This window comes from Pseudomonas huaxiensis, assembly GCF_003231275.1.
GTDB classification, from domain to species: domain Bacteria; phylum Pseudomonadota; class Gammaproteobacteria; order Pseudomonadales; family Pseudomonadaceae; genus Aquipseudomonas; species Aquipseudomonas huaxiensis.
In genome coordinates, this window is the sequence record NZ_QKVL01000010.1 from 138,498 (window position 1) to 151,918 (window position 13,421).

Consider the following 13,421-nt stretch of genomic DNA (forward strand, 5'->3'; position numbering starts at 1 on the left):
TGAAATGAAAGAAGGGCCTTGCCGGTGACGGTGAGGCCCTTTTTCATTCCGGCTTCCAAACCCTGTGCATTACCGCTACCCCACCACCCGATTGCGCCCGCCCTGCTTGGCTCGATACAGATTCTCGTCTGCTTGCTTGAGCACTTCCGCGGCGCTGTTCGCCTGCGGCCCGCGACAGCCGACGCCGATGGACAAGGTGATGTGCCCGACCCCGGTCACGGCCGTCGCCTCGATACTGGCGCGGATCCGCTCGGCGATGGCGCAGGCGGCGGTGACGTTGGTGTCCGGCAGCAGCAGGACGAACTCTTCACCGCCCGCGCGGCAGGCCAGATCGCCGGTGCGCGAGTGCCGGGCGATGATCTCGGCCACCTGCTTGAGCGCCACGTCGCCGGCATCGTGGCCGTAGGTGTCGTTGACCCGTTTGAAGAAATCGATATCCAGCTCCAGCGCCGAATAGGCTTGTTGCGACTGATCGAGCAAGGCCAGGGCGGCGTCCATCGCGCGGCGGTTGGCGAGGCCGGTCATCGGGTCGCTCTGCGCTTGCTCGTTGAGCCGACCGATCTTGCGGTGGATAAGACTGACGCTGTCGATCAGAGCCTGGCGGATGGCGGCCGGCTCCTTGTACCAGGCCTTGATGCGGCCCAACTGATCGATGGTCTGTGGTTGCGACAGTTGCGTCGCGTTGTCCGCCAGCTGTTGTAGCGGGCGGGTGATCCAGCGGGCACCGAACCAGAGTAGCAACAGTCCGATCACGCTGGCCGGGAGCAGGTCCAGAAACATGTCGCGCATCAGCCGGCCGAGGGTGGACAGGGCGATGCCCCGCGGTTGTTGCGCGACCACCGCCCAGTCGGCATTGGCGACCGGGGCATAGCCCGCGAGCATGGGCACGCCTTTGGAGTTGTTCGCCTCAAGCGTGCCGCTCTCCCCGCGCAGGCCCGCATCCACCGTGGCGCTGCTATCGAGGACTTCGCCGATGCGGTTGGCGTCGGGATGATGCAGCAGGCGCTGGTGCTTGTCGGCGACGAAGGCGAACGTGCCGTCGTGGTGGAAATGGTTCGAGACGACCGTGCTTAGTGCGCTGTCTTGCTGGATATACACCGCACCGCCGAGCACGCCGAGAAAGGCGCCGTCTGTGGCGAAAATGGGTTGTGAGATGAACACCATCAGGTTGCCGTTGGCGGAGGGGTAGGCGTGGCTGACCAGTGGGCGGCGCAGCGCCACGGCCCGCTGCATTTCCTCGGAATCCGGCTTGCTGCCCTCGGCCAGCAGGTTATCGGGATGGCTGTGCAGCACCGTGCCCCCGGCGTCGGTGATGACGACCGTGTTGAACGCATTGTCCTGGGCTTGCAAGCGTTTGGTTTCCGCGTGCATGAGGTGAGGGTTGGCGTAGTCCTCGGCCAGTTGTAGCGCACTGTAATGCAGGTGGGCGTGGGCTGATTTGATAAAGGCGCCGATGCTGGACGCCACCTTGGCGGCGTAGGCGTGGTTGGCTTCCAGGGTCGCGTGGATGAGGGCGTCACGCTGGACGCCATAGGCCACCACCAGGCTGTTGGCCAGGGTCGCCAGGGCCGAAAACAGGGCGAAAGCCAGCATCAGACTGCGCAAGTTGAGGAAGTGAAAGGTCCGGCGTTTCATCGCGTGCGGGACGTCCTTGAGGAGGGCACGCGATTGAGGATAGGCGGGATTGGCGAATTGTATTGGGACCGCTTTGCGGTCCTTCCCGAGCAAGCTCGCTCCCACTAGGGGATGAGCTGCGCTCTGCTTGCTCGCGAAGGACCGGATCAAGGCTCAGCCGTGGTTTTTGCCCAGCAGCGCGTGATACAGCTCGCTGTCGCCGAGAATCCCCACCACACGGTTGTCCTCTTGCAGCACCAGCTTGTTGCCGGTCTGGTAGCGGATCTGCAGTGCTTCGCGCATGCCGATATTGACGTTGACCAGGGTCGGTTTGCGGCCAAGGCCTTCCACGGCCTCGCCCGGCGCCCAGTTCTGCAGGTCGAGGCCGTTCACGCCCTGACGGGCACCCTTGATGGTGTTGCCTTCGGCCAGGTCGAGCCAGGAATCACCGCTTGGGTCCAGGCACACCGAGCCGTTGATGCGTTTGCACTGGTCCAGCGTGCGCATCAGGCTGCGACCGCAGAGGACATTGAGCGGATTGGTATGGGCCACAAAGGTGCGCACGTAGTCGTCCGCCGGGTTGAGGACGATCTCTTCCGGCTTGCTGTACTGGATGATCTTGCCGTCTTTCATGATGGCGATACGGGTACCGAGCTTCAGCGCTTCGTCCAGGTCGTGGCTGACGAAAACGATGGTCTTGTTCAGCTTGTGTTGCAGTTCCAGCAGTTCGTCCTGCAAGCCCTGGCGGATCAGCGGGTCAAGGGCGGAGAACGGTTCGTCCATCAGCAGGATGTCGGCATCCATGGCCAATGCGCGGGCGAGGCCGACGCGCTGCTGCATGCCGCCGGAGAGTTCGTCGGGCTTCTTGTTGCGCCACTGGGTCAGGCCCACCAGCTCCAGCTTCTCGTCCACCAGCTTGCGCCGCTCTTTCTCCGGGCGGCCCTGCATTTCGAGGCCGAAGCTGATGTTCTCGCGCACCGTCAGCCAGGGCATCAGGGCGAACTTCTGGAACACCATGGCGATGCGCTGGGTGCGCATCATCTTCAGTTCCGCCGGGGTGCAGTGGGCGATGTCGATGTGTGAGCCTTCATGCTCGACATACAGCTTGCCGCGGCTGACGGTGTTGAGGCCGTTGATGCAGCGCAGCAGGCTGGATTTGCCCGAGCCGGACAGGCCCATCAGCACGCAGATCTCGCCTTTGTTGATGTCCAGGTTGGCTTTTTCCACGCCCACCACCAGCCCGGTCTTCTTGAGGATTTGCTCCCGCGTAAGGCCTTGGTCGAGCAGGCTGAGTGCCTCACGCGGTCGATTGGAGAAGATGACGTCTACGTCTTCGAAGCGAATGATGCTCATGCCTCACCCCTTACCTGTACATCGGGTTGTTTGCAGATACGGTCGAGCATGATTGCCAGCAGTACGATCGCCAGGCCCGCTTCGAAGCCCAGGGCGATATCGGCAGTGTTCAGTGCGTTGACCACGGGTTTGCCCAGGCCATCGGCCCCCACCAGCGCGGCAATCACCACCATCGACAGCGACAGCATGATGCACTGGGTGATACCGGCCGCGATGCTTGGCATCGCATGGGGCAGTTCAATACGGGACAGCAGTTGTCGGCGCGAGCAGCCAAAGGCCTTGCCGGCGTCGAGCAGTTCCTGGGGCACGTCGCGGATACCCAAGTAGGTCAGGCGGATCGGCGCGGCGATGGCGAACACCACCGTCGAAATCAGCCCGGGAACCACACCCAGACCGAACAGGGTCAGGGTCGGGATCAGGTAAACGAAGGTGGGGACCGTCTGCATCAGGTCGAGAACCGGGCGCATGGCGGTGTAGAACATCGGCTTGTGCGCGGCGACGATACCCAGCGGCACGCCGATGGCCACGCAGACCAGGGTGGCGAACAGGACCTGGGCCAGGGTCTCCATGGTTTCCTGCCAGTAACCCAGGTTGAGGATCAACAGGAACGACGCCACGCAAAAGGCGGTCAGCGCCCACTTTCGCTGGATCAGGTGTGCGCCCAGTGCGATCAGCCCGATGAGGACGAACGGGTTGAACCAGGTCAGTGCCCCGGTCACCCCGTGAATCATCCATTCCAGCGCCGCGGCGAAGGCATCGAAGTAATTGGCGCCGTGTTGGGTCAGCCATTCAACGAAGGCCGCGATGTGCTGGCCCAAGGGTATTTTTTGATCGATCAGCATGATAGCGAGCGTCCACCTGCAAGGATTCGAAAACTCCCCGCGGCGGTCTCGCCGCCGCGGGGGCGTGCTTACTGCGTGAGTTTGGCCTTGGCCGCTTCCAGGCCGGGTTTGCCGTCTACGGTGGTTACGCCGGCCAGCCAGGTGTCGAGCACCTGTGGATTGTTTTTCAGCCAGGCCTTGGCGGCGGCGTCGGGTTTGGTCTTGTCGTCGAGGACGTTACCCATCAGCGTGCTTTCCATGTCCAGGGTGAAGGACAGGTTTTTCAGCAGTTGACCGACGTTGGCGCATTCCTGGGTGTAACCCTTGCGGGTGTTGGTCAGCACGGTGGCCTTGCCGAAGTCAGGGCCGAAGAAGTCATCGCCGCCGCTCAGGTACTGCATCTTGAAGCGCTTGTTCATCGGGTGCGGTTCCCAACCGAGGAACACCACGTCGGTGCCGCGTCGCGCCGCACGATCGACTTGCGACAGCATGCCGGCCTCGCTCGATTCGACCACCTTGAAACCGGCGTCTTTCAGGCCGAAGGCGTTCTTGTCGATCATGCTCTGGATGGTGCGGTTGCCGTCGTTGCCGGGCTCGATGCCGTAGATCTTGCCGTCAAGCTCCTTCTTGAATTTGGCGATATCGGCGAAGTCCTTCAGGCCTTTGTCATACAGCGCCTGGGGGACGGCGAGGGTGTATTTGGCGTTTTCCAGGTTGGCGCGGACAGTTTCCACGGTGCCGGCATCACGGTACTGCTTGATGTCGTTTTCCATGGTCGGCATCCAGTTGCCGAGGAACACGTCCATGTTCTTGCCGTCGGCCAGCGACTTGTAGGTCACCGGAACGGAGATCATGGTGGTGCGGGTCTTGTAGCCCAGCGCTTCGAGAATGGCGCTGGTCACAGCGGTGGTCACGGTGATGTCAGTCCAGCCGACATCGGAGAAGTTGACGGTGTGACACGCTTCAGGCTCGGCGGCCTGGGCCAGCGCCGGGAGGCTCAGTAGCGCGGCCAGTAACAGCGAAGGTGAACCTTTCATGAGTGGACTCCTTAGTGTTTTTTTTCGGACGTCCCACGGGACCGCCGTGCTTTATGTCTGCATTCGGTCGGGTGGCTGCCGGGCGACAGCGGGACGAGTGCCGTGCAATCGAGTCGATACCGATCATCTACCAGCGAAAAACAAACGCCTACAGGGTGCGTCGTAACCAGTACAGGCAGGGTCGCATCCAGTGCCAATGAGGTCGCATATGGATTCATCGGCCCCGATAAACGCTCTTTCGTCCAATCTGCGCCGCAAAAAACGGCGCTTTCAGGCTGCTCGCAAGGGGCGGCGTTGCTGGACAAGAGTGAGTCGGTTGCAGACGTCAGGGGCAGTGCCAAAAGCCTGATGATGCGCGGAATCGGCGGATTGCCGCCCAGTCAGCGTAGCAGCTGTGGCCTCCGTGCCCGGGCTGCGTACGCCTGCCCAATCAGGAGGTTCGTGGCCATGGCCATCAGTGTGTTCGACCTGTTCAAGATCGGCGTCGGCCCGTCCAGTTCCCATACCGTCGGGCCCATGCGCGCCGCGGCTCTGTTCGTCCAGGGCCTGCGCGAGCGGGGCGAACTGGAGCAGGTGCGCCGCGTCGAAGTGCGCCTCTACGGTTCGCTCTCGGCCACCGGTGTCGGCCACGGCAGCGACAACGCCGTGATCATGGGCCTGATGGGCGAATGGCCGGACGCGATCGACCCGTCGCAGATCGGCATCCGCATCGCCACGCTTCGCGAAACCGACACCCTGCTGCTCGACGGCCGTCTGCCCGTACCCTTTATCTGGCAGCGCGACATGCGCCTGCTGGACGAGAACCTGCCCTACCATCCCAACGCCATGACCCTGGTGGCCGAAGGCGCTGACGGCGAGCTGCACAGCGACACCTATTACTCGGTGGGTGGCGGCTTTGTGGTCGATGCGGCGCAGGCCGCCAGCGGTGTGCTGGATAGCGACAACACCGTGCTGCCCTACGATTTCAACAGCGCCGAGGAACTGCTCGAACGCTGCAAGCAAAACGACATGCGCGTGTCGCAATTGATGCTGGAAAACGAGAAGGTCTGGCGCAGTGAAGCGGAGATTCGCGCCGGCCTGATGAAGCTCTGGCAGGCCATGCAGGATTGCGTGGAAAGTGGCCTGAAATACGAAGGCATCCTGCCCGGCGGCCTCAATGTGAAACGCCGCGCGGCCAAGTTGCACCGCAGCCTTCAGGAGCTGGGCAAGCCCAATGTGATCGGCTCGACCTTGAGTGCGATGGAGTGGGTCAACCTCTACGCCCTGGCGGTCAACGAAGAAAACGCCGCAGGTGGGCGCATGGTTACCGCGCCCACCAACGGCGCGGCCGGGATCATTCCTGCGGTGCTGCATTACTACATGCGCTTCAGCGATGAGGTCAGCGAAGCCTGCGTGGTGGACTTCTTCCTCGCTGCCGCAGCGGTGGGCATCCTGTGCAAGAAGAACGCGTCGATTTCCGGTGCCGAAGTCGGTTGCCAGGGCGAGGTCGGCTCGGCCTGCGCGATGGCTGCGGCGGGGCTTGCCGAAGTGCTCGGCGCGACTCCGGCGCAACTGGAAAACGCCGCCGAAATTGGCCTGGAACACAACCTGGGTCTGACCTGCGACCCGGTCGGCGGGCTGGTCCAGGTGCCGTGCATCGAGCGCAACGCCATCGCCGCGGTCAAGGCGATCAACGCCGCGCAGATGGCTCTGCGGGGGGATGGTGAACACTTCATTTCCCTCGACCGGGTGATCCGCACCATGCGCGATACCGGCGCCGACATGCACGACAAGTACAAAGAAACCTCCCGCGGCGGTCTGGCGGTCAGCGCGATCGAGTGCTGAGGTCGCTGCGCCGTTTTCGCTCAGTTGCCTACGCCCGCGCCGCCTTTTGGCGCGTGGGCGAAAGGCCAGTTTTTCCTACGCTGAAAATCCCTCCGTACTACCTCAGGTGACACTCTTTCGTGTCGCTTCTGGGCAACTTTCCCACCAGTGCTACCGAACTGCTCACCACGCCTGCCGATAAGCCCTGGACCGGCCCTTTCCGTTCACTGGAGCGGCTGGTCGAGGGCGCTTTTTAGACGTGTCGCGACGTCGCTTTCAGGATTTATTGAATAGCTGTTCAATTTCAGGCATGGCATTTGCGTTGTGATTGGCAAAGCCCCTGCATTCGAACCGGGGCGAAAACAAAAAAGCCCCATGCCTGAGGCGCAACCTGCATTGTGTGAGGAGAGATCGCGATGACGTCGTACAACTCCGGGGCCCAACCCCAAAACCGCACGCCCCAATCCATCGGTTTCCTGCTGTTGGACAACTTCACGCTGATTTCCCTGGCATCCGCCGTTGAACCGCTGCGCATGGCCAACCAGTTGTCCGGTCGCGAGCTGTATCGCTGGCATACCCTGAGCGTGGATGGCGGCCAGGTCTGGGCCAGCGACGGTCTGCAGATCACTCCCGATGCAGCGATGCACAAGGCGCCGCCGATGGACACCGTGATCGTCTGCGGCGGCATCGGCATCCAGCGCACCGTGACCCGTGAACACGTCACCTGGCTGCAGAGCCAGGCCCGTCAGTCGCGCCGCCTTGGTGCGGTGTGCACCGGCAGTTGGGCGCTGGCCTGTGCCGGCCTGCTCGATGGTTTCGATTGCAGCGTGCACTGGGAATGTCTGGCGGCGATGCAGGAAGCCTTCCCGCGGGTGAGCATGAGCACCCGCCTGTTCACCCTCGACCGTAACCGCTTCACCAGCTCCGGCGGCACCGCGCCGCTGGACATGATGCTGCACCTGATCAGCCGCGATCACGGCCGCGAACTGTCGGCGGCAATTTCGGAAATGTTTGTCTACGAGCGCATCCGCAACGAACAGGATCACCAGCGTGTGCCGCTCAAGCACATGCTCGGCACTAACCAGCCGAAGCTGCAGGAAATCGTCGCGCTGATGGAAGCCAACCTTGAAGAGCCGATCGACCTGGATGAACTGGCGGTGTACGTCTCGGTATCGCGGCGCCAGCTCGAACGGCTGTTCCAAAAATACCTGCATTGCTCGCCGTCGCGCTACTACCTCAAGCTGCGCCTGATCCGCGCGCGGCAGTTGCTCAAGCAGACGCCGATGTCGATCATCGAAGTGGCGTCGGTGTGCGGGTTCGTCTCCACGCCGCACTTCTCCAAGTGCTACCGCGAGTACTTCGGCATTCCGCCGCGGGATGAGCGTGTGGGTTCCAATACGGCCCAGCAGGTGGCGATGATGCCGATCCCGCAGGCGCTGGTGTTGTCGCCGCTGGCGGGGCCGATGGCGGCGTTGAGCCAGGCGCGGAACGAGTCGACGTTTGCGAGTGTGAGATTGTAAGAGCGAGCTTGCTCGCGATTCTCTCTGAGGGCCGCTGGCCCCATCGCGAGCAAGCTCGCTCCTACAGGTCTGGAGCGGCTTGTAGAGCGACTTCGATTACCGGTGAGCTGCCTTGAACTCCGCCAGCGCCGGCAACAACTGCTTTTCAATCGCCTGACGCACCGCCGGCAAGATCGTCGCGCTGCCGGTGTACATCTGCTCGACCATTCCTTTCAGCGCCTTGGCCTGTGGCTCGCTCAGCCCGCGCACCGCGTGCTCGCACGCCTGTTCGGCGCTGACCCCGGAAGGTGTTTCGAAACCGAGGGCGCGCAGGTGCCCAACCAAGTCGTCCTGATCAATCAAATCCGCGTGCATCATGGCGTTAGTCCTTGTGGCAGGTGAGATCGTGGACCGATTCTGGAAGCGCTCGGCGAGCGCGGCAAGGGCAGATTGTCGCGATGGCCGCATTACCTATGAACAGGTCGTTTTCGGCAATATTGCGCGACGCGGGAGTGTGCACACTGAGGCCATGCACAGGTTGAGGGCGGTTTGGTCACCGGTCTTCTGGCAGCAGGTAATTTGCTCACTCTTCGCCCCGGACGCGTCACGGCTATCCGGGGCTGTTTTTTGGGCGGGTGAAAATCAGAGGGCCTAATCGCTGGCAAGCCAGCTCCCACAGAGACCGCATGCACAGGCTCCTGTGGGAGCTGGCTTGCCAGCGATTAGGTCTCAGCCCGACAGGCCGATCACCCGCCCGATAAACTCCGCCGCCGGCAAATCCGCCTGCTCCGCGACGATCCCCCGCAACCGCTCCACCACCTCCTCGGCAAAGGGCGCCGACTTCGGCCCCGCCAGGTCCACATGCAGCAGCATCTGTTCATTGGCCGCCAGCGCCGGCTCGAAGCCTTCACGGTGCAGGCTGTGATAAAGGTGCAGGCGCTTGCGATCGAAGCCGATCACTTGCGTATTCACCCACACCGGCGTCCCGAGCTTCACCTCATGCAGGTAGTTCAGATGGCATTCCAGGGTGAACAACGAATGCCCTGTGGCATCGCGGTTGTCACCGTCCAGGCCGATGCGCTCCATGAACGCATCGGTGGCGTAGCTGAAGATCAGCAGATAGAAGGCATCGCGCAGATGCCCGTTGTAATCCACCCAGTCTTCCAGCACCGGGGTCTGGTAGGTCAGCAAGGCAGGCATCGCGTTTCTCCGGGTCAGTCGCTGAACGTCATGCCGTGGCGGGCCTTGGTGGTTTTCACCGCGTCCAGCACCGCCAGCAGGCAGTCATCACGATAGCGCTCCAGCGAGGCAATGCTGCGCTCGCCGCGCTGGTCGGTGGTGCCATCCACCACGGCGTCGATCAGTTCGTCGGTCAGCGCCGGGGCGGGCAGGTAGGTCCACGGCAGTTGCAGCGCCGGGCCGAACTGCGCCATGAAGTGGCGCATGCCAGCATCACCACCGGCCAGGGTGTAGGTCAGGAAGGTGCCCATGAACGACCAGCGCAGACCGGCGCCGAAGCGGATCGCATCGTCGATTTCGCCGGTGGTGGCCACGCCGTCGTTGACCAGGTGCAGCGCCTCGCGCCACAGCGCTTCCAGCAGGCGGTCGGCGATGAACCCGGGGACTTCCTTGCGCACATGCAGCGGTTGCATGCCGAGGGCGCTGTAGACCTGTTTCGCCGCCTCGATAGCCTCGGGCGCGGTGTTCCGGCCGCCGACGATTTCCACCAGCGGCAGCAGGTACACCGGGTTGAACGGATGGCCGACCACGCAGCGCTCGGGATGGATGGACGACTCGTAGAACTCGCTGGGCAACAGCCCCGAGGTGCTGGAGGCGATCAGTGCATCGGGCTTGGCTGCCGCGCTGATCTTGCCGTGCAGGTCGAGCTTGAGTTCCAGCCGCTCTGGCGCGCTTTCCTGGATGAAATCGGCGTCGCGCACGCATTCTTCGATGGTCGCCACGAAGCGCAGCCGTTCCTGCGACGCGCCGGTCGCCAGGCCTTGTTTCTCCAGCGCAGGCCAGGCGTTGGCGATGCGTTTGCGCAGGGCCTGCTCGGCGCCGGGCGCCGGGTCCCAGGCCACCACGTCGAGGCCGTGGGCCAGGGCGCGGGCGACCCAGCCGCTGCCGATCACGCCACTGCCCAGGGCGGCGAAAGTTTTGATATCAGTGATAAAGCGCATGTATGGCTCCTATGGCTCAGCGACGGGTCAGGTTCATTTTGGCGCGGCCTTCGGCGGGGGTCAGAACCCGCGCGCCCAGGCGGTGAAGGATCTCGGCAGCGCGCTCCACCAGTTGGCCGTTGCTGGCCAGCACGCCTTTTTCCAACCACAGGTTGTCTTCCAGGCCGACCCGTACGTTACCCCCCAGCAGTACCGCCTGCGCGGCCATCGGCATCTGCATGCGACCGATACCGAACCCGGCCCAGGTCGCGCCTGGCGGCAGGTTGTCGACCATGGCTTTCATGGTGGTGGTGTCCGCCGGCGCGCCCCACGGGATGCCCAGGCAGAGCTGGAACAACGGGTCGTCCAGCAGGCCTTCCTTGATCATCTGCTTGGCGAACCACAGGTGGCCGGTGTCGAAAATTTCCAGCTCGGCTTTCACGCCCAACTCGGTGATGCGCTTGGCGCCGGCGCGCAGTTGGCTCGGGGTCGAAACATAGATGCTGTTGCCGTCGCCGAAGTTGAGGGTGCCGCAATCCAGGGTGCAGATTTCCGGCAGCAGGGCTTCGACGTGTGCCAGGCGCTCCAGCGGGCCGATGAGATCGGTGCCGGGACCGAATTCCATGGGCATTTCGCCGGGGCCGATCTCCAGGTCGCCGCCCATACCGGCGGTGAGGTTGACGATGATGTCCACGTCCGCCTCGCGGATGCGTTCCATTACTTCGCGGTAGAGCGCCACGTCGCGGCTGAAGCGGCCGGTCTCGGGATCGCGGACGTGGCAGTGGACCACGGTGGCGCCGGCCTTGGCCGCTTCCACTGCGGCGGCGGCGATCTGCTTCGGCGTGACTGGGACCAGGTGGCTTTTGCTGGCGGTGTCGCCGGCGCCGGTGAGGGCGCAGGTGATGATGACGTCGTGGTTCATTGCGAGGTTCCTTGGGGCGTGTCTGTCTGTCTGGCTCGTGGCCTTTGTGGGCGCGTAGCATTTCTGTAGGAGCGAGCTTGCTCGCGATGGCCGTGTCGCGGGCTCTGTGAGGGCCTTATCGCGAGCAAGCTCGCTCCTACAGGGAAGGGAGGGCGGTGGGGTCAGTTGGCGGTGAGTTTCAGGTTCTCAGCGGCGGGTTGCCCGTCCAGCGTGGTCACGCCTTCCAGCCAGCGGGCCTTGTCCTCGGGATGGTCCTTGAGCCACTGCCGTGCCGATTCCAGTGCGTCCTTGTGGTCCAGCAGCGGTTGCATCATCCGGCTCTCGGCTTCGGCGCTGAAGGTCAGGTTGCTCAGCAGGCGGCTGACGTTCGGGCAGCGGCTGGCGTAATCCGGCGCGGTGACGGTCCACACCGTGGCGCGGCCTTCGTCCGGGCCCAGAGCGTCTTCGCTGCCGCTCAGGTAGGCCATGTCGACATTCACGTTCATCGGATGCGGCGCCCAGCCGAAGAACACCACGGCTTCCTTGCGCCGCACGGCGCGATCGACCGCGGCGAGCATGCCGGCCTCGCTGGACTCCACCAGCTGGAATTTGCCCAGGCCGAACTGGTTCTTGGCGATCATCGCCTTGATCTGGGTATTGGCCCCGGAACCCGGCTCGATGCCGTAGATCTTGCCGCCCAGTTCTTTCTGGAATTTTTGAATGTCGGCGAAAGTTTTCAGGCCCTTGTCTGCCAGGTATTTCGGCACGGCAAGGGTGGCGCGGGCGTCGTTCAGGCTGGGAGTGTCGAGTACCTTGACCTGCCCGGCGTCGATGAACGGGGTGATGGTCTGGGTCATGATCGGGTTCCAGTAGCCCAGGAACAGGTCCAGTCGCTGGTCACGGATACCGGCGAAGATGATCTGTTGCGAGGCGCTGGTCTGTTTGGTCTGGTAGCCGAGGCCGTCCAGCAGCACCTGGGTCATGGCGCTGGTGGCCATCACGTCGGTCCAGTTGACGACGCCCAGGCGGACGTTCTTGCAGACGGCCGGCTCGGCGGCCAGTGCGTTGGTGCTGAGGATTGCGGTACCGACGAGCATCAGCAGCGATCTGTACATGGTGGCTCCTCCAACGGCAGTTCTAATTGTTATAGGGATGCGGCTTCTGCGAGCCGTGGTGCTCAAATTACGCGGGGTTCAGCGTAGAAAATCGCACTGTGGCGACCGACGCTTGCACAGCGGCGACCTGCGCGGTATTAACCGCACTTCCCTGGCTGTCGAGTCGCCACCATGTCCCAGGATTTCCACTTTCTGCTGCTGCCCGGATTCTCCGCGCTGGGCTTCATTTCGGCGCTGGAGCCGCTGCGGGTGGCCAACCGTTTCCGCTCTGGGCTGTATCGCTGGCGGGTGCTGAGCCTGGATGGCGGGGCGGTGTTGGCGAGCAACGGCATGTCGGTCAACGCCGACGGTCCGTTGGAGACATTGGGCAAGGGCGCGACGCTGCTGGTAGTGGCCGGTTTCGAGCCGTTGCAGAGCTATGGCCCGGCGCTGGCGCACTGGTTGCGCAAGCTTGATCACGACGGCGTGGTGCTCGGTGGCATCGACACCGGCACGCTGGTACTGGCCGAGGCCGGGCTGCTCGACGGCCACCGTGTGACCTTGCACTGGGAGGCGCTGGAAGCGTTCAAGGAGCGGTACCCGCGTTTGGAGGCGACGCAGGAGCTGTTCGAAGTGGACCGCCGCCGCATCACCTCGGCGGGCGGCACCGCGTCCATCGACCTGATGCTCGACCTGATCGCCCAGGCCCATGGCGCCGAGCTGGCGATTCAGGTGTCCGAACAGTTCGTGCTCGGGCGCATCCGGCCGCGCCAGGATCACCAGCGCATGCAGATCGCCTCGCGTTACGGCATCAGCAACAGCAAGCTGGTGCAGGTGATCTGCGCGATGGAGCGCAATACCGAGGTGCCGCTGAACACCCTCGACCTGGCCGGGTCGGTGCAGGTCAGCCGGCGCCAACTGGAGCGGCTGTTCCGCCTGTACCTGAACGACACGCCCAGCGGCTTTTACCTGCGTCTGCGCCTGGACAAGGCGCGGCAACTGCTGCGCCAGACCGAGATGAGCGTGCTGGAGGTGAGCATCGCCTGCGGCTTCGACTCACCGTCGTATTTCACCCGCAGTTATCGGGCGCGGTTTCAGCGGTGCCCGCGGGAGGATCGGCGGGGTGTCAGTGGTGGGTGA

Annotated in this window: 12 protein-coding genes; 3 read left to right on the forward strand and 9 right to left on the reverse strand. The window is 63.6% G+C overall.

Going from position 1 to position 13,421, the window contains the following annotated elements:
* Positions 1–75: 75 nt before the first annotated feature.
* The 4 genes from DM374_RS14060 to DM374_RS14075 all read right to left on the reverse strand — a co-directional run bounded on the left by DM374_RS14060 (position 76) and on the right by DM374_RS14075 (position 4,825).
* Positions 76–1,635, reverse strand: coding sequence for a diguanylate cyclase (locus DM374_RS14060; RefSeq protein WP_110970382.1), 1,560 nt, complete (start codon positions 1,633–1,635; stop codon positions 76–78).
* A gap of 153 nt (positions 1,636–1,788) precedes the next feature.
* The gene (choV, locus tag DM374_RS14065; protein WP_110970383.1) at positions 1,789–2,967 is read right to left on the reverse strand and encodes a choline ABC transporter ATP-binding protein; all 1,179 of its coding nucleotides are present in this window, start codon (positions 2,965–2,967) and stop codon (positions 1,789–1,791) included.
* Positions 2,964–3,812 (reverse strand): choline ABC transporter permease subunit, encoded by an 849-nt coding sequence (gene choW, locus DM374_RS14070; protein WP_175652826.1) that lies wholly within the window; start codon positions 3,810–3,812, stop codon positions 2,964–2,966. Before choW ends, choV begins: the two co-directional genes overlap by 4 nt.
* 65 nt (positions 3,813–3,877) lie before the next feature.
* Positions 3,878–4,825, reverse strand: a complete 948-nt coding sequence (locus DM374_RS14075; protein WP_110970384.1) for a choline ABC transporter substrate-binding protein — start codon at positions 4,823–4,825, stop codon at positions 3,878–3,880.
* A 447-nt stretch (positions 4,826–5,272) separates the two neighbouring features.
* Between DM374_RS14075 and DM374_RS14080 the strand changes: the two genes are divergently transcribed.
* Together DM374_RS14080 and gbdR are read left to right on the forward strand one after the other, a co-directional pair.
* Positions 5,273–6,649 carry an L-serine ammonia-lyase gene (locus DM374_RS14080; RefSeq protein ID WP_110970385.1) on the forward strand — a complete coding sequence of 459 codons (1,377 nt, stop codon included), beginning with the start codon at positions 5,273–5,275 and terminating at the stop codon, positions 6,647–6,649.
* Between the two features lie 395 nt (positions 6,650–7,044).
* Positions 7,045–8,148, forward strand: a complete 1,104-nt coding sequence (gbdR, locus tag DM374_RS14085; protein WP_110970386.1) for a choline metabolism transcriptional regulator GbdR — start codon at positions 7,045–7,047, stop codon at positions 8,146–8,148.
* A gap of 96 nt (positions 8,149–8,244) precedes the next feature.
* On the opposite strand, the gene DM374_RS14090 is transcribed toward gbdR, so the two are convergent.
* The 5 genes from DM374_RS14090 to choX all read right to left on the reverse strand — a co-directional run bounded on the left by DM374_RS14090 (position 8,245) and on the right by choX (position 12,302).
* Positions 8,245–8,505: a hypothetical protein gene (locus DM374_RS14090; RefSeq protein ID WP_095156276.1), complete on the reverse strand. Its 261-nt coding sequence runs from the start codon at positions 8,503–8,505 to the stop codon at positions 8,245–8,247.
* A gap of 351 nt (positions 8,506–8,856) precedes the next feature.
* Positions 8,857–9,327 (reverse strand): thioesterase family protein, encoded by a 471-nt coding sequence (locus DM374_RS14095; protein WP_110970387.1) that lies wholly within the window; start codon positions 9,325–9,327, stop codon positions 8,857–8,859.
* A 14-nt stretch (positions 9,328–9,341) separates the two neighbouring features.
* The gene (locus DM374_RS14100; RefSeq protein ID WP_110970388.1) at positions 9,342–10,307 is read right to left on the reverse strand and encodes an L-carnitine dehydrogenase; all 966 of its coding nucleotides are present in this window, start codon (positions 10,305–10,307) and stop codon (positions 9,342–9,344) included.
* Positions 10,308–10,323: 16 nt separating this feature from the next.
* Positions 10,324–11,208 carry a BKACE family enzyme gene (locus DM374_RS14105; protein WP_110970389.1) on the reverse strand — a complete coding sequence of 295 codons (885 nt, stop codon included), beginning with the start codon at positions 11,206–11,208 and terminating at the stop codon, positions 10,324–10,326.
* Between the two features lie 161 nt (positions 11,209–11,369).
* The gene (choX, locus tag DM374_RS14110; protein WP_110970390.1) at positions 11,370–12,302 is read right to left on the reverse strand and encodes a choline ABC transporter substrate-binding protein; all 933 of its coding nucleotides are present in this window, start codon (positions 12,300–12,302) and stop codon (positions 11,370–11,372) included.
* A gap of 171 nt (positions 12,303–12,473) precedes the next feature.
* Here choX and DM374_RS14115 point away from each other — a divergent pair, with 171 nt between their 5' ends.
* Entirely contained in the window at positions 12,474–13,421 is a 948-nt protein-coding gene (locus DM374_RS14115; RefSeq protein WP_110970391.1) for a GlxA family transcriptional regulator, read from the forward strand.

Coding starts and splice junctions, on each gene's coding strand:
- DM374_RS14060 (WP_110970382.1), bottom strand. CDS start 1,635: ATGAAACGCCGGACCTTTCACTTCCTCAACTTGCGCAGTCTGATGCTG.
- choV (WP_110970383.1), bottom strand. CDS start 2,967: ATGAGCATCATTCGCTTCGAAGACGTAGACGTCATCTTCTCCAATCGA.
- DM374_RS14075 (WP_110970384.1), bottom strand. CDS start 4,825: ATGAAAGGTTCACCTTCGCTGTTACTGGCCGCGCTACTGAGCCTCCCG.
- DM374_RS14080 (WP_110970385.1), top strand. CDS start 5,273: ATGGCCATCAGTGTGTTCGACCTGTTCAAGATCGGCGTCGGCCCGTCC.
- gbdR (WP_110970386.1), top strand. CDS start 7,045: ATGACGTCGTACAACTCCGGGGCCCAACCCCAAAACCGCACGCCCCAA.
- DM374_RS14090 (WP_095156276.1), bottom strand. CDS start 8,505: ATGATGCACGCGGATTTGATTGATCAGGACGACTTGGTTGGGCACCTG.
- DM374_RS14095 (WP_110970387.1), bottom strand. CDS start 9,327: ATGCCTGCCTTGCTGACCTACCAGACCCCGGTGCTGGAAGACTGGGTG.
- DM374_RS14100 (WP_110970388.1), bottom strand. CDS start 10,307: ATGCGCTTTATCACTGATATCAAAACTTTCGCCGCCCTGGGCAGTGGC.
- DM374_RS14105 (WP_110970389.1), bottom strand. CDS start 11,208: ATGAACCACGACGTCATCATCACCTGCGCCCTCACCGGCGCCGGCGAC.
- choX (WP_110970390.1), bottom strand. CDS start 12,302: ATGTACAGATCGCTGCTGATGCTCGTCGGTACCGCAATCCTCAGCACC.
- DM374_RS14115 (WP_110970391.1), top strand. CDS start 12,474: ATGTCCCAGGATTTCCACTTTCTGCTGCTGCCCGGATTCTCCGCGCTG.